Raw genomic sequence first — 15661 nt, forward strand, 5'->3', positions numbered from 1 at the left:
GATGGCGTTATGCGTTCTTGGCCTGCAGGGCCGGATTGCGCGTCAGTGCCATGAAGAGGTCCACCAGGCTGGGGCGGATGCGTTCGCCCAGTGCAGCAATTTCGGCCGGCGGCGCGCCATCAAAAATCGCGGCGGCGCGGCCGCCCTGCTGGCGGTAGCGCAGTAGCGGATGGGCGCTGGCAATCGCGTCGGCTGTGGTGGGGTCGTGGCTCAGGGCGACAAAGCGCTTGTCCATATCTTCCAGGCTGATGTTGAGCACCAGCTTGCCTTCGTCGAGCATCATCACGTCCGAGAGCAGCGACTCCACTTCCTCCACCTGGTGGGTGGAGATCAGCACGGTGCGCTCGCCATCGCACCATTCGTCGATCAGCATGCCGTAGAAGTTCTTGCGTGAGATCACGTCCAGGCCCAAGGTCGGCTCGTCAAGAATCATCAGCTTGGCATCGATGGCGGCGACCAGTGCCAGATGCACTTGCGTCACCATGCCCTTGGAGAGGCTCTTGATCTTGTCCGATTCACTCACGCTGGTGCGCTTGAGCAAAGCGCGAGCGCGCTCGGCGGAGAAGCGCGGCTGCAGCCCGCTCATCAGTGTGATCAGCTCATCCACCCGCGCCCAGCGTGGCAGCACCGCCACGTCGGGGATGTAGCAAAGCTGCTCCAGCAGTTCGCCGCGCTGATGGCGTGGCGACAGGCCCAGCACATTCAGCGATCCTTCGGCGGGCAGCAGGCCCACCAGGGCCTTCATCAGCGAGGTCTTGCCCGCGCCGTTGTGGCCCAACAAGCCGACGACGCGGCCCTTGGGGATGTTGAAGGTGGCGCGCTCCAGTGCGGTTTTACGGCCGTAGCGCAGGGTCAGGTCTTGCGCGCTGATCAGGTTGTCGTTATTGCTCATGGCTGGTTCTCCCAGTTCAGGTCCTTGGCGCTGAGGCCCAGGCGTTTGAGTTTGGCGCGCAGGGCAGGCCAGTCTTTTTGCAGAAACTGCTCGCGCTCCAGGCGCAGCAATTGCTGCCTGGCACCGGGCCGCACATACATGCCCATGCCGCGCCGTGGCTCGATCAGCTGCTGGTCCACCAAGGCCTGCAAGGCCCGGCCGACGGTCAGCGGGTTGATCACATACTGGCTAGCCAGGGCTCGCACCGAGGGCAGTGCTTCGCCTTCGGGCGGTGCGCCGTCCAGGAGTTGCACGGCCAGGCGGTCGGCCAGCTGCTGGTAGATGGGGGAGGAGTCATTCCAGGTGGGGTTCATATCAACTCTGGCGCTGAGCCACTGTGTTGCTGATGTAGCACACCATAACAAGCCTGCCGCCTGGCGACCAAGGCTCATCTGACGAACTGCAGCGGGACGGGGATGAAACGGCTTGGTCGCCGCTCGGCCGGTTGTGTAGTTTTCGGTATGTGCTGAGTTCGGCGCTATTGGCCCTCAACTTGGACGGCGCAGTTTCTGCGCAGTGGACGCTGTGCTGAGTCAGCAGTATTTCGATCGGGTCGCCGTGGATTGAGAAGAATCGACACCCTCATGGGGGCTTGGCGGTGTAATCTCCCGCCTGTCTTGCTCGTTAGCCCCGCTAAATACGACTTGCCCACGACTTGCCCACAGCCCCATGCGGTCAACAAAAGTCAAATGGCTCATCGCCCTCACGCTGGCCGTGGTTGCGCTTGCCTGCCAGGCGAACGGCTGCACCGAGCTCAGCTATGCGGCCAACGCGAACTACCCGCCCTATAGCTGGACCAGCGATGGGGCCAGTTATCGCGGGGCCAGCAAGGACTTGCTGGAAATGCTGGTGCCGGCGGGCATCGCGCTCAAGCCCGTGGTCGTGCCCTGGGTGCGCACCCTGGCCATGGCTGAACGCGGCCAGATTGACTTGCTCTTGAGCCTTCGCGTGACGCCGGAGCGCGAGAAGTACCTCAATTTCTTCGCCGCACCGGCCTTCGCGAACAACATCGTGGTGTTCGTTTTGAAGGACAGCCCGCTCAAGACGGCGGACTGGGCCTTGATGAAAGGCTTTCGCGGCGGCGTCAGCCGGGGCGACTCTTTCGGCAATGGCTTTGACGAATACCTGAAGCAACACCTTTCCGTTGAAGAGGCCGTCAATATGGTCAACAACTTCAAGAAGTTGTCTTTGGGCCGCATCGACTATTTCGTCACCGGCGAGTATCTGGGCCGCGCGTACTTGTCGAATAGCCCGGACAAGGACTTGACCGGCATCGTGGCGCTGCAGCCCCCGATTAGCACGGGCAGCATTCATTTCGCCTTCAGCAAGGATTCGCCCTGCAACAGCTTGGCGGCGCCAATGAATGCCAAGCTGGCCGAACTCATCCGCCAGGGCGTGCCAGCGAAGCTGCTGAACGAGGCGCTCAAGCGCTTCGCCGCGGAACAGCAGTACCGCTGGCAGTAGAAGGGCGGGCGCAGCTCGCGGCTCTTCACGGCTGCGCCTCGCGAATCAACGCGCCGAGACCACCTCGTTGAACAACTGCGCCACATCGTCGCGGGTGGCGATTTCGAAACCGAGCTTGGCCTTGACCTGCACACGGCCATCCGGTGTCTGCTTGGCGGACCAGTCGCCGATGCCGAGCGCGCGTTCGAACACGACAAGCTGGCGATCGCTTGTGAGGTCGATGGCCTCGATCTTGCCGATGCCGTCCTGCATCACCACGGCCATCGGGCCGGTGGGCGTGCGGTACCAAGACACACGCCAGAAGTAGTGGCCCCGGTTGGGCGTGCCGCTCTGCGACCAGACCGATTCCACCGACTCCATGCGGTCGCAGATATTGACGAAGTTGTTCTTGCGATGGCACTGGCTGAGTATCTGAGCCTCTTTCTCGCCCAGCGAAATGCCGACCGGCCGCAGCTTGCTGGTAGCCAGCTCAAAGAGCGCGTAGTCGCTGTCGGACTTGGTCACGCCTGCGGCTGCGCCCAGCGCCTTGACGGCACTGAATAGACCGCCCAGAGAGGTGTTGGCCAAAACGCCGTCTTCCTGGGCCTTGGTGTCCTGGCGCTTTTCCAGCAGCACCCAGCCGGTGGCGGCGATGTCGCCGTTCTGCATGGCGGCCAGTGTGTGGGTTTCGGGCAGGGCGCTGCTGCTCAAGCCGCGGCCGGCGTCGTAGCGGAACAAGGCGTTGTCGCGCGCAACGATGAAGCCACGGCCGCTCAGCGTCAGGCGCGCGCCCGAGACACGTACCCCGGTCACCGTCTCGACGATCCACTGGCCGCCCTGCTTGCTCGCTGAGGCGATGACCACCGGCTGAGTCACGCCCTGGCGAGTCAGCTTGATTTGATATTGGTTCGGGCCCATTTCAATCGAATAGGCGATGTCGCCACTGGCGCCGTCCAGTGAGTATTGAATGATGCGGCCTTCGGGATCGAGTACACGCTGGCCATTGACCGCGAAGCCGTCACGGAAGCGGTCCATCGAGAACGGCCCCTGCACTGCGGGCCAGGCCGAAACACGGGATGCCAGATCCGCCTCGGACAGGCGTGGCTGTTGCTGCTGCAATTGCTGAGGGTTGAGGCCGGGCTGTGCGTTCAGCTGAGTCGACGCGCGCTGCTGCATCAGCAGCAGTTGTTGCAGCAACTGTTGCTGCTGGGGGTCGAGGCCTTGGCTGTGGGCCGTGCTCATGGCGATGCCTGCGACAAGGCTCAACAGGGCGGGCTTGAATTTGCTGATCATGAGGAACCCTCTCTCGAACTGGTGGTTTGTTTGTTTTTTGAGCTTGACGTCCTGCTCGGCTATGCGCCGCCTGCGTCAAATGCGAATTGATGGGTGAAGCGGTGAGTCACTGGCGTGCAGGAGGTGGGCGCTATGCGGCCAAGGGCAAGGCGCGCCTGCACCGGGCTGATGGGCGGTTCATGTGATAGCTGCAAATGGATTTCCCCCTCTTTCTGGCTGGCCCATCCCGGGCGCCTGAGCAGGGTGCAAGTGCCAAGCGATCTGCCGACGGGCGGGGGATTGCAGGGCTCTTCTCGGAGCAAGAGGCGTGAGAGCCTCTCGGTGCAACCCCGCTGTCGTTGCGGCTGAACCAGGTTCAGCCGCTGAAGACCGGAAGCTTTGCGACCCCGGCTTTCGCGCGGGTGTGCCAATCACGATTTGTTACGTGTTGTGAGTTGGAGCGTATCAAGCCGAGCTAACGTCGGCGATGAACTGACCGCGGCGCGCGTGAAGTAGTTCTCGGCGAAGGCCACGCCATGGCTTGGGCTTGCGGTGGGTCAGCAACAAGCCCTTGGGGCCAGGGACACCGATGTTTGGCGGCCTCTCCCGAGGCCTTGGCGGGGCTGGCGCCAGGTGTTTGCCCTGGGCGCCAGCCGGCACAACTCAATTCAGCTGAATTCGGTTCAGCTCAGCTTGCCTGTGCCTTCAGCGCCGCAATGCGTTCCTGATCCGCTTTGCGGTCGGCCGCCACTTTTTGCGCCATGGGGCGCTCGCCAACCAGCTTGGCATAGCTCTTCCAGTCCACGCCGGCGGCGGCCAGCATGTCTTCGCCCAGCACCAGCTTGCTGGCTTGTGCGACCAGGGGCAGGCTGACCCAGGCGGCGCAGTCGGCCATGCCAAAGCTGTCGCCACCCACATAGGGTGCGAACTTGGCCAGGCGCTTGAAGCCGGCGATGTTCTTGCTGAGTTGCTTGCGCACGCGGGCTTGCGTGCCTTCGCTGACCGTGCCACCGAAGAAGGCTTGCGCGTAAAGCTCGCGCGCCACCAGTTCCAGATGCAATTCAATGAAGCTAATCAGCTCGCGCTGCTTGGCGGCCTGAAACGGGTCGGCAGGCAGCAGGGCGGGCTGCGGGTAAGCGGCTTCTAGGTAGTCCAGAATCACCTGGCTCTCGCACAAAGCGCCTTGCGGCGTGCGGATGAAGGGCACCTTGCCCAGCGGCGAGCAGCTCAGCACGGCCTCGTCGTGCGAATGCGTCATCACCAGCTCTTCCTCGAAGGGAATGCCCTTCTCCAGCAAGACCAGCTTGACCTTGTTGTAGTAGTTGCTGAGCGAAAAGCCGCAGAGTTTGATCGTCATGATGAATGCGCCGCAAGGTGGAAAGCTCGCAGTCTACGGCGCGCTTGCGCGCCAGGCTGGCGCGCGGGTGACAAGCCTCTCGGGTTGCCGAAATTGGCCGGCTCAGAGCTTTTGCCAGCCTCGCACCTTGGGATTGAAGAAGCCCGACTGCTGATAGGCGCTGTGAATCACGCCCTGGGCGCGCAACTGCTGCAATCCGTTGTTGAGTGCGCCCAGCAGGGCCATGCCTTGCGGATGCTTGCGTGCGACCAGGTAGTGCCGCGTGCCCTGCAAGCTGATCTTGAAGCCCGGGATGGGCAGCAGCCGCACACCGTTCACCTGCAGGGACAGATCCGCGCTGTTCTGGAACGGCGCCAGCAGAAAGTCAGCCCGCCCGGCCGCCACCATGCGCGGCATCAGCTCCCAACTGGTGACATGGTGGCGCTGCTGAAAGCCGAGTGCCGCCAGCGTTTGCCAATCGACGGCCCAGTTGCGGTTGGACACCACGCTCAAGGCCCGCACATCGGCGGCACTTTTGGCTGCCAGCGCATGCGTATTGCTGGGCGCCGTGTACAGGCCGGCCTCAAACTCGCCCACGCCGATCATGGGCAAGCTCAGCAGCGTGCCGTCTTCCGCGCCGGCGATGTCTTGGCTCCAGTAGGTGGTGGCGCTGCAGATCAGTTTGCCGCTGCTGATTTCGCGCAGCAGGCGCTCACCCGAGGGCATGTCCTGGAACTGCAGCGCTTGCGTCCAGCCGCCACGGTGCAGCGCTTGGTGTAGCAACACCGCTTCGACCACATCGCGGCGGGAGAAGGGGCCGCCGAAGTCCTGAATGTCCAAGGGACTGCGCGACCCGAGAAAGCGCTGCAGGTCGGCCATCACGTCGGCCGGGCCAGCGGCCTGAACGGGCTCGGCCGCGCAGCTTGGCCAGACCTGGGCCAAGCCCAGTGCACCACCCAAGCAGCCACGCAGGTAGCTGCGGCGCGTCAATGCCTGAGTGGCAGAGCTGGGGCAAAGGGCGGCAGCAGTGTCGAGGGCGCGGGTCAAAATCGGGAAAGGATGTGTGCGGAATTCGGGTCGGCAAACGCGACCTGGGCATCCTACTAGTCTGCCCGTCCAAACCGTCATTCAGCTGACACAAATCTCTCGTCGCACCTCAGGCCTTGGTGTCGCTCCTGCGCCCATTGACCAGGGCCACGCCCGCCGCCAAGGCCAGCAAAGCCAGCCACAGCCGCGGCGTGATGGGCTCGCCCAGCAACCAAGCGCCGGCCAGCAAACCGAACAGCGGCGTAGCCAGGGTGAAGCTGGCTAGGCGGGTGGCGGGGTAATGGCGAATCATCCAAAACCACAGCAAATAGCTGAAGGCGCTGACGATCACGGTCTGGAAGAACATCAAGCCACCCAGCCGCGCCGACCAGGCCAATGGCAGGGCCTCACCCATCAGCAGCGCGCCGGCACACAGACCCAGGCCCGACACGCCCAGTTGGTAGAGCAGGGTTTTTTCAGCGCTGGCGCTGGACAAGCGGCTGGCGCGTATGCACAGCGTGGTGCCGGCCCAAAACACCGCCGCCAGCACGCTCAAGCCATCGCCCAGCCACTGCAGGGGCGCGCCGCTGCGCTGGCCAAAGCCTTCGGCAAAAGCCCAGGCCACGGCCGCAAAGGCCAGCAGCAGGCCGCCGATCTGGCGCAGATTCAGGCGCTCGCTGCGGGCGATGAAGGGCATGCCCAGGGCCACCACAAAGGGGCTGAGGTAGAGGAAGACCACCATGCGCGAGGCGCTGGTGTATTGCAGGCCCAGGAAGATGCAGGCGAACTCCAGGCCGAACAAGGTGCCGGTCAGCAAGCCGCCAGGCAGCGTGCCGTCACGGCCAAACAGCGGTATGCCGCGCCACAGCGCCCACAGCCCCACCAGCGCGGCCGCGCCGAGCGAGCGCAGTCCTGCCTGCCACAGCGGGCCGATCTCGCTCAGGCCCGCTTTGGCGGCCACCTGATTCAAACCCCACAACATGCAGCACAGCAGCAGGCAAGTGACGGCAAAGCGATCTAGTTCTGTTTTTCTATCGGGCACGGCGGCTTTGCTTGGCTTGAGTGAAAAGGAGGAGCAGGCCCGCACACAGGCCGCCCGCGACGGCGCCGCTGAGGTGGGCAAAGGGCGCCACGGCAATATCCCAGTCGGCCAGCTGACGCAGCGGCGGGCCCCAGGGATCTTCGGAAATCAGCTTGATGATCAGGCCCAGGGTGACGGCCAGGCCAACCCGGCGCTGCCGGGTGCTGGCGCCGGGGCCGCACACCAGCTCCACCAGCACCACCGCCACACCGGCATGCAAAAAGCCCGACAAGCCGCCGTAATGCAGCAGGCCCGGCTGCATGAGCAAGCCCCATTGCGTCAGCGGCCAGGCCAGTGCATAGGCCAGCAGGGCACGCGGTGGCACGCGCGCGGCCCAGCCAAACCAGGCCACCACGGCGCAAGCGCCCAGATTGGCCAGCAGATGCTGGCGGCTCCAGTGCACGAACACGGCGGTGCAGGCGCGCCAGGGTTCTTGCCAAAGCAGGGCTGGTTGCCAGTCCCAGCGCTCAGTGGCTTGGGTCCAGACCAGCAGAGAGCCCAGCGCCAGGATGGCGCTCAAGCCCAGCCAGCCCCAAGCGCCATGACTGCTTTTCAAGGAAACACGGCGCGCCACAGCGCCAGCACCGCATCACGCTGCGGCAGCAGGCCGCTGGTGGCCAGGGCTTCGGCATCCACGGCGGTGGGCTGCTCGTCCAGGCGGGCACGGTGTTGGGCGCGGCGCAGTTCGCGGTAGGCATCGGCCGCGCGCTTGCCGACCTCGGCGGGCAGCAGGCCGGCGGCCTCGGCGCGCTGCAGGAGTGCGATCACGCCCAGGTTGGGAATCAAGTCGGGGTGCTCGCCGGCATGCGCCAGGATCAGGTATTGGAGCGCGAACTCTGCATCCATCATGCCGCCGGGGCTGTGCTTCAAGTCCCATTTGCCGGCCCGCACGGGGTGGCCGGCGCGCACCTTCTCGCGCATGGCTTGCACTTCCTCGCGCAGTGCGGCGTGGTCGCGCGGGGCGGTCAGCACCTGGCGGCGCACCTCGTCAAAGCCGGCCAGCAGCTGCGGGTCGCCGGCACACCAGCGGGCGCGGGTGATGGCTTGGTGCTCCCAGGTCCAGGCGGTATTGCTGCCGCGCCCGGTTTGGTACTTGCTGAAGCTGGCCAGCGATGTGACCAGCAGGCCCGAATTGCCATTGGGCCGCAGCGCGGTGTCGATGTCGAACAGGCCGCCGGCCGAGGTGCGCACGGTCAGCCAGGTGATCAGCTTGCGCACAAAGGCGCCGTACACGTCGGGCGCACTCTCGTCCTCGTCGTCGAACAAGAACACGACGTCGAGGTCGCCGCCATAGCCCAGCTCCTTGCCGCCCAGCTTGCCATAGGCAATGACGGCAAAGCGTGGCTCGGGCCGGTGCGCCTGCTTGTGGCGCAGCCAGGCCCAGCGGATGGTGCATTGCAGAATCGCGTCGGCCAGGGCCGAGAGTTCATCGGCCACTTGCTCGACCGTGATTGTCTGCTCCACATCGCGCACCAGGGTGCGGAACACCTCGCTCTGGTGGGCGCGGCGCAGGCTGTCCAGCAAGGCTTCTTCATCGGCCTCGCCGCTGCGGCCCCAGGCCTCGAAGCGCTCTTGCATCTCGCTCACAAAGGTGGCGCCGTCGAAGCGCTCGCCCAGCAGGCGGTTGTCGGCCAGCTCGTCGATCACACCGGGGTGCAGCATCAAATAGCGCATTGGCCAGCGTGCCAGCCCCAGCAGGCGCAGCAAGCGGGTTTGAACCGCCGGCCGCTCCACCAGCAGGGCCAGATAGCTTTCGCGCCGCAGCAGGGGCTCCATCCAATCGATGAAGCGCAGGGCAGCGTCCAGGGTGCAGCCCTCGTCGCGCACCGCCAGGGCGGCGCGGCCCACCAGCTTGGCCAGGCGTTGGCGCGATTCTTCGCGCAGGTTTTGCACCCGGTCTTGCGCGGCCCACCGGCGCACGGCGCTGGCCAGCTCGGGCTGCAGCTTGGCCAGGAAGTCTTCGCTGTCCACGCTCAGCGGCGGGCCGCCGCAGCCTTTGCAGCCGCCTGGGCCACCGGGGGTATTGCCGTCGTGCAGGAGTGAGTCGAACTCGGTGGCGACGATCTCGCGCACCTCGCAGAGCCGATCAAGTAACTCGCAAGCTTCACGGCTGCAGACGAGACCCATGCTGCGGGCAATCCAGGCCAGGTCTTCGTCGCCGCCCGGCAGGCAGTGGGTTTGCTGGTCGTCCAGGAATTGAATGCGGTGCTCGACGCGGCGCAGGAAGATATAGGCCTCGGCCAGCTTGGCGGCGGTCTCGGCCTTCATCAGCCCGCCGGCGGCCAGCTTCTCCAGTGCTTTCAGGGTGGAGCGGGTGCGGATCTCGGGGAAATGCCCGCCGCGCACCACTTGCAGCAGCTGCACTGTGAACTCGATTTCACGGATGCCGCCACGCGACAGCTTCACATCGTTGGCGCGTTCGGGCCGGCCCGCGGCGCGGCGCTGCGCTTCTTCGCGGATTTTGCGATGCAATTGCCGCAGGCCTTCGAACACGCCGTAATCGAGGTAGCGGCGGTAGACGAAAGGCGTCACCAGTGAGCGCAGCGCCAGGGCGCGGCCGTTTTGTACGCTTTCCAGCGGTGCCACCACCCGGCTCTTCAGCCAGGCGAAGCGCTCCCATTCGCGGCCCTGGATCAGGAAATACTCTTCCAGCATCGCCATGCTGACGGCGGCCGGGCCGGAATTGCCATTGGGCCGCAGCGCCAGGTCCACGCGGAAGACTTGGCCGTCATCGGTGACTTCACCGATCAGCGCGTACAAGCGCTTGGCTACCTGGCCGAAGTATTCGTGCGCGCTGACGGGGCGCGGGCCGTCGGTGTGGCCTTCGTCCTCGTAAACGTAAATCAGGTCGATGTCGGAGGACACATTGAGTTCGCGCGCGCCCAGCTTGCCCATGCCCAGCACCCAGAACTCGATCACCTCGCCTTGCTCGTTGCGGGGCGCGCCGTTGATGGCGTCTTGCTCGGCGCGGGCCGCCGTCAGCGCCAGGCAGAGCGTCACTTCGGCCAGATGGGTCATGGCCTCGGTGATGACATGCATCGGCGCTTGCTCTTCCACGTCCAGCACGGCCAGACGCTCCAGCACCAAGTGGCGGGCCACCCGCAGGCTGCTGGCCAGCGGCCGGCCCTGGTTTACCAGGGTTTCTACCAGGGTGGCGATGGCTGCGCGGTCCGGCTGGCCGGCGGGCAGCAGGGCTAACTCGTTTGCATAGCGGCGCCGCACGCGCTGAACAAAGCGGCTATGCGCCGCACTGGCGGGAAGGGCGGGCGCGGGAGAGGCAGGAAATTGACAATCGGTCATGGCGAAATGGCGGCGGCTATCGGGCTTTTTGTCACGCCAGCCCAGGGGCTGCGGGGGGTGGGCTGTGCTAGATTCCCCAGGGTATGGCCTTGCCGTGCAGGCGCCAGCCCCAGCTCAGCGGATTCATCATCACGACAACTCTCCACGGTGAGCGCTCCTCTTCAATGTCTTTTCTTGCAACGCTGAGCGCCAAACGGGGCCACTGGATCAAAAAACCCATGCGCTTAGGCCTGCGGCTGGCGCGTTGGGCCCTGATCCTGACCCTGTTTTTGTGGAGCTTGTTGCTGGCGGCGTGGCTGGTCTTGCATTGGGCGATTCTGCCGCACATCGATGACTGGCGTGGCGCGCTGGAGCGAAAGGCCTCGGCGCAGCTGGGGGTGCAATTGCGCATCGGCCAGATCAGCGTCACTTCGGGTGGCTGGATCCCGGCCGTGGAAATGCGCCAGGTGGTCTTGCTGGACCCGCAGGGGCGCGAGGCGCTGCGCCTGCCCAAGGTGGCAGCGGCGCTGTCGGCGCGCTCGCTGCTGGCGTTGGAATTGCGCTTCGAACAACTGCTGATCGACGCGCCGCAAATGGTGGTGCGCCGCGACGCGCAAGGCCATATCTTTGTGGCCGGCCTGAGCCTCAGCGATGCGGTGCAAAGCCCCGAGACGGCCGACCTAGCCGGCGCCTGGGCCGATTGGTTGCTGGTGCAACACGAGTTTGTGATTCTGAACGGCCGGGTGCGCTGGATTGACGAGCGCCGCGCCGCGCCGCCGCTGGAGCTTTCCGCCCTGAACCTGGTGCTGCGCAACGGCTTGCACCAACACCAGATGCGCCTGGACGCCACACCGCCGGCCGATTGGGGTCAGCGTTTCAGCCTGCAGGGCAAGTTCAACCGGCCCTTGCTGAAGCGGCCGGGTGATTTCAAAGCCTGGAGCGGCCAGCTCTATATCGACCTGCCGCAGGCCGATATGCGCCAGCTGCGCCAGCATGTGAACCTGCCTTTTGAGCTGAGCGAGGGCGACGGCGCCTTGCGCGCCTGGGTGGACATCAAGGCTGGCCTGCCGCAAGCCGTCACTGCCGACCTCGGCCTGAACAGTGTCAAGCTGCGCCTGGGCGCCCAGGCGCCGATGCTGGAGTTGGCGCAGGTGCAGGGTCGCTTGCAATTGCAGCGGCAGAAGAACGAGCTGTCGCTGAGCGCCAAGCAGTTGGGCTTTATCAGCGGTGATGGGGTCAGCTGGCCTCGCTCTGACTGGCGCATCGCCTTGCAGCTGCCCGCCCCGAATCTGGGCCGGGCCGCCCAAGTGGGTCACGCCGAACCCGCCGATCTCGCGGACAGCAGCCCCTTCAGCACCGAGCTGAGCGCGCCCCTGGGTGGCGAGTTGAGCGCTGAGCGCCTGGATTTGGCCCTGATGGCCCAGCTTGCCGGCAGCTTGCCGGTGGGCGAGGCGGCGCGGCAATGGCTGGCCGAGGTGGCACCGCAAGGCGTGCTGAGCCAGCTCAACGCGCGCTGGCAAGGGCCGCTGGAAGCGCCGCGCAGCTACCGCGTCAAAGGCCAGATCGATGGCCTGAGCCTGAGTGCGGGGCCGGTTCAGGGCGAGGGCGGCCACCCCGTGGGCCGGCCGGGCTTGCGCGGGGCCAGCCTGCAAGTCGACGCCAACGAGCGCGGCGGCAAAGCCAAGCTGAGTTTTGACGAGGGCGAGCTGGACTTGCCCGGCGTGCTGCCCGAGCGAGTCGTTTCGCTCAAGCGCCTGAGCACCGCGCTGGACTGGCGCATCGACAGCAGCGCGCCGGGGCAGTTCGAGCAAATTGAAGTCAAGCTGGGCGGCCTGAAGCTGCAGACCCCCGACGCCAAGGGCGAGTTCAATGCCACTTGGCGCAGCGGCAAGAGCAATGCCGAGCCGCGCTTCCCGGGCCATCTGGATCTGAGCGGCTTCATCGAGCGCATCGATGCCACCCGGGTGCGCGCCTATCTGCCGCTGTCGGCGGGCGAGCACACCCACAGCTATTTACAGCGCGCTTTGCGTGGCGGCGAAGCCCGCAATGTGCAGTTCCGCGTGCGCGGCGCGCTGGACGAGTTCCCCTTTGACAAGGGCCGCAACGGTCTGTTCCGCGTCAGCGCGCAGGCCCGCGATGTCGAGCTGGACTATGCCCCCGCCGACCCGCTGCCCGAGGGCGCGCCGGCCCCGGCGCATGCCTGGCCGCCGATTCTGCATGCGCAGGCCGAGTTGCTGTTTGACCGCGGCGGCATGCAGATCCGCGGCGGCCGCGGCCAGATCCTGGGTTACGAACTCAATAGCGTGAACGGCGCCATCAAGGACCTGGCCCATGCCCGCGTGCTCGAGCTGGACGGCAACGGCCGTGGCCCGGCCAGTGAGCTGCTGCGCTATATGCGCCAGACCTCGCTGGAGGACTGGACCGGCGCGGCCCTGAGCCCCTCCCAGGCCAGCGGGCCCAGCAGCCTGAAGCTGGCGCTCAAGCTGCCCCTGCTCGACCTGGGCCATAACCAGGTCAAGGGCACGGTGCAGCTCTTGGGCAATGAGCTGCGCATCCGCCCGGATATCCCGCTGCTCAGCAATGCCCGTGGCCGCATCGAGTTCGACCAGCACAGCGTCAAGCTGATTGGCGCGCGGGCCCAGGCGCTGGGGGGGGAAATCAACCTCGAAGGCGGCAGCGTGCCTGGCGCGGCCAATGCCGGCGCCCTGGCTTTCAGCGCCCAGGGTCAGGCCAGCGCCGAGGGCTTGCGCCGTGCGCCTGAGTTGGGCAGCCTGGCGCGCCTGGCGCAGGCCGCCAGCGGCCAGATGGGCTACCGCCTGGCGGTGGCGATTCAGCATGGCCATGCCGACGTCAAGCTCAGCAGCTCCTTGCAAGGCCTGGCCTTGAACCTGCCCGCGCCGCTGCGCAAAGAGGCCGAGGCCAGCTTGCCGCTGCGCTTTGAAACCATCACTAACGCTCAAGGTCAGCGGGATGAATTGCGCCTGGAGCTGGGCAATACCGTGCAAGCCCTGTACCAGCGCGACATCAGCGCGCAGCCCGCCCGCGTGTTGCGCGGCGCGCTCAGCCTGCAAGACAAGCTGCCCGCCTTGCCCGCCAGCGGCGTGTTGATGACGGGCACGCTGGACAGCCTCAATCTCGATGCCTGGAGCGCGCTGCAGCAGCGCTTGCTGGGCGGCAATGCCACCGGTGCTGTCGGCGCTTCAGGCACTTCGGGCGGAGCGACTGAGGGCGCGGCCACGGCCGACAGCGGCTACCTGCCCAAGCAAGCCAGCTTGCGGGTGCAGAACCTGCAAGTGGCCGGGCGCACGCTGAACAAGGTGGCGGCCGGCATTGCCAAGCTGGACGGCGAGGGCTGGCGCTTTGCGCTGGACGCCGAGCAGCTCAGCGGCGTGATCGAGTTGCGCGGCGCCCAGGCCAGCAGTCAGGTGTTCGCACGGCTCAGCCGTTTGTCCTTGCCTAAGCAGGCGGCCGATTCGGTCACCCAGCTGCTGGAGAAAGCGCCGGCAGAGAGCAAGGCCGGCAGCAGCGCCCCACCGGCGCTGGACATCGTGGTGGAGGACTTTGAGCTGCGCGGCAAGCGCCTGGGCCGCCTGGAAGTGCTGGCTCAGGCCAGTGGCCCGCAGCGTGATTGGCGCCTCACCAAACTGCAGCTCAAGTCGCCTGATGCGGTGCTCAACGCCACCGGCCACTGGTTGGCCGAACCCAGTGCTGCGCAGCGCCGCACCCAGCTCGACTGGCAGCTCGATATTGCCGATGCCGGCGGGGTGCTCGAGCGCATGGGTGAGGGTCAGGTCTTGCGCGGCGGCAAGGGGCAAATGGCCGGCCAGCTGGGCTGGCTGGGTTCGCCCTTGTCCCCTGATTTCGCCAGCATGAACGGCCAGCTCAAGCTGACCCTGGCTTCCGGCCAGTTCCTCAATGCCGAGCCGGGCGTGGGCCGCCTGCTGGGTGTGTTGAGCCTGCAATCGCTGCCGCGCCGCTTTTTGCTGGACTTCCGCGATGTGTTTTCCGAGGGTTTCACCTTTGACGGCGTGAGCGGCGACGTCAGCATCGACAAGGGCGTGGCCAGCAGCAGCAATCTGCGCATGCGTGGTTTGCAAGCCACCGTGGCGGTGGAAGGCCGCGCCGATCTGGCGGCTGAGACGCAAAATCTACGCGTGCTGGTGGTGCCCGAGGTGAGCATGGGCGGCGCCTCGCTGGCTTACGCGGCCATCAATCCGGCCATTGGCCTGGGGGCCTTTCTGGCCCAATTGATTCTGAGCCGGCCGATGGAAGCGGCGGGCACGCGGGAGTTCCACATCACCGGCAGCTGGGATGCCCCCAAGGTGGACAAAATGGAGCGCATAGCCGTTCCCGTCCAACCAGCCGCTGCGGCCAGTGCGCCGGCCTCGGCACCAGCCGGCAAGTGAGCCATGAATTCGAAGGAGTAGCTGATGAGCAAGACGATCAAGGTGGCGGCCATTCAGATGGTGTCCACCCCCGATGTGGCCCACAACTTGGCGCGCGCCCGTCACTGGCTGCAGGCCGCCGCCGCGCAAGGCGCGCAGCTGGCCGCGCTGCCGGAATACTTCTGCCTGATGGGTTTGCAGGACAGCGACAAGCTCGGCATTGCCGAAACCTTTCAGGATGCCGCCGCACCGATCCAAGCCATGCTCAGCCAGACCGCGGCCGAGCTCGGCCTGTGGCTGATCGGCGGCACCTTGCCCGTGCATGCCGCCACGCCTGCGCGGGTGCGCAATGCCAGCTGCGTCTACGCGCCTGACGGCAAGCTGGCCGCCCGCTACGACAAGATTCACCTGTTCCGCTTCGACAACGGCAGCGAGAGCTATGACGAAGGCCGCGTGCTGGAAGCCGGCGAGCAGCCCACGACTTTTGTGGCCGACATTGGCGGCCAAGCCCTCAAAGTGGGCCTGAGCGTTTGCTACGACCTGCGCTTCCCTGAGCTGTATCGGGCCATGAGTTTTGCCGACCCCGCGCAGCCGCCTTGCGACTTGTTCGCTGTGCCCGCCGCCTTCACCTACATCACCGGCCAGGCGCATTGGGAGCTGCTGCTGCGCGCGCGAGCGGTCGAAAACCAGGCCTTTGTCATCGCACCGGCCCAGGGTGGCACGCATCAAAATGGCCGCAGAACCTGGGGTCACAGCATGGTGATCGACCCCTGGGGCGAGGTGCTAGCCTGCCTGCCCGAGGGCGAAGGCCTGGCCATGGCCACGCTGGATCTGGAGCGCCTGCGCAGCGTGCGCCAGCAACTGCCGGCCCTGACACACCGGCGCCTGTAGGCCTTGAGTTCTGCTCA

At 65.9% G+C, this 15661-nt stretch carries 11 protein-coding genes and 1 riboswitch; of the genes, 3 read left to right on the forward strand and 8 right to left on the reverse strand.

Translation table 11 applies throughout. The features are described from left to right. Positions 1-7 precede the first annotated feature (7 nt). Both AABB87_RS01990 and AABB87_RS01995 read right to left on the reverse strand, forming a co-directional pair. Positions 8-892, reverse strand: coding sequence for an ABC transporter ATP-binding protein (locus AABB87_RS01990; protein ID WP_058721050.1), 885 nt, complete (start codon positions 890-892; stop codon positions 8-10). Next, positions 889-1245, reverse strand: a complete 357-nt coding sequence (locus AABB87_RS01995) for a GntR family transcriptional regulator (protein ID WP_295077404.1) — start codon at positions 1243-1245, stop codon at positions 889-891. The genes AABB87_RS01990 and AABB87_RS01995 overlap by 4 nt, the downstream gene beginning before the upstream one ends. A gap of 355 nt (positions 1246-1600) precedes the next feature. On the opposite strand from AABB87_RS01995, the gene AABB87_RS02000 reads away from it, so the two are divergent. Beyond that, entirely contained in the window at positions 1601-2395 is a 795-nt protein-coding gene (locus AABB87_RS02000) for a substrate-binding periplasmic protein (protein WP_341969478.1), read from the forward strand. A 45-nt stretch (positions 2396-2440) separates the two neighbouring features. Here AABB87_RS02000 and AABB87_RS02005 read toward each other — a convergent pair whose 3' ends face one another. The 6 genes from AABB87_RS02005 to glnE form a co-directional block, all read right to left on the reverse strand. Then, positions 2441-3667 carry a hypothetical protein gene (locus AABB87_RS02005; protein WP_341969480.1) on the reverse strand — a complete coding sequence of 409 codons (1227 nt, stop codon included), beginning with the start codon at positions 3665-3667 and terminating at the stop codon, positions 2441-2443. 319 nt (positions 3668-3986) lie between these two features. Then, a riboswitch (cyclic di-GMP riboswitch) is annotated at positions 3987-4085 on the reverse strand. 249 nt (positions 4086-4334) lie between these two features. Then, positions 4335-5003, reverse strand: a complete 669-nt coding sequence (locus AABB87_RS02010) for a glutathione S-transferase family protein (RefSeq protein ID WP_341969481.1) — start codon at positions 5001-5003, stop codon at positions 4335-4337. 102 nt (positions 5004-5105) lie between these two features. Continuing rightward, positions 5106-5972 (reverse strand): hypothetical protein, encoded by an 867-nt coding sequence (locus AABB87_RS02015; protein ID WP_341969482.1) that lies wholly within the window; start codon positions 5970-5972, stop codon positions 5106-5108. A gap of 166 nt (positions 5973-6138) precedes the next feature. After that, a complete protein-coding gene (locus tag AABB87_RS02020) occupies positions 6139-7050 on the reverse strand; it encodes a DMT family transporter (protein ID WP_341969483.1) in 912 nt (303 codons plus the stop codon). Then, on the reverse strand, positions 7040-7645 hold the full coding sequence (gene rrtA / locus AABB87_RS02025) for a rhombosortase (RefSeq protein ID WP_341969485.1): 606 nt from the start codon (positions 7643-7645) through the stop codon (positions 7040-7042). The genes AABB87_RS02020 and rrtA overlap by 11 nt, the downstream gene beginning before the upstream one ends. Then, a complete protein-coding gene (glnE, locus tag AABB87_RS02030; protein ID WP_341969487.1) occupies positions 7642-10389 on the reverse strand; it encodes a bifunctional [glutamate--ammonia ligase]-adenylyl-L-tyrosine phosphorylase/[glutamate--ammonia-ligase] adenylyltransferase in 2748 nt (915 codons plus the stop codon). Before glnE ends, rrtA begins: the two co-directional genes overlap by 4 nt. A 164-nt stretch (positions 10390-10553) precedes the next feature. Between glnE and AABB87_RS02035 the strand changes: the two genes are divergently transcribed. Together AABB87_RS02035 and AABB87_RS02040 are read left to right on the forward strand one after the other, a co-directional pair. Further along, positions 10554-14774 (forward strand): YhdP family protein, encoded by a 4221-nt coding sequence (locus tag AABB87_RS02035; protein ID WP_341969488.1) that lies wholly within the window; start codon positions 10554-10556, stop codon positions 14772-14774. A 24-nt stretch (positions 14775-14798) separates the two neighbouring features. Then, positions 14799-15644, forward strand: coding sequence for a carbon-nitrogen hydrolase family protein (locus AABB87_RS02040; protein ID WP_341969490.1), 846 nt, complete (start codon positions 14799-14801; stop codon positions 15642-15644). Positions 15645-15661: the final 17 nt, after the last annotated feature.

Source organism: Roseateles sp. PN1 (assembly GCF_038419725.1).
In the GTDB taxonomy this organism is placed as follows: Bacteria; Pseudomonadota; Gammaproteobacteria; order Burkholderiales; family Burkholderiaceae_C; genus Paucibacter_A.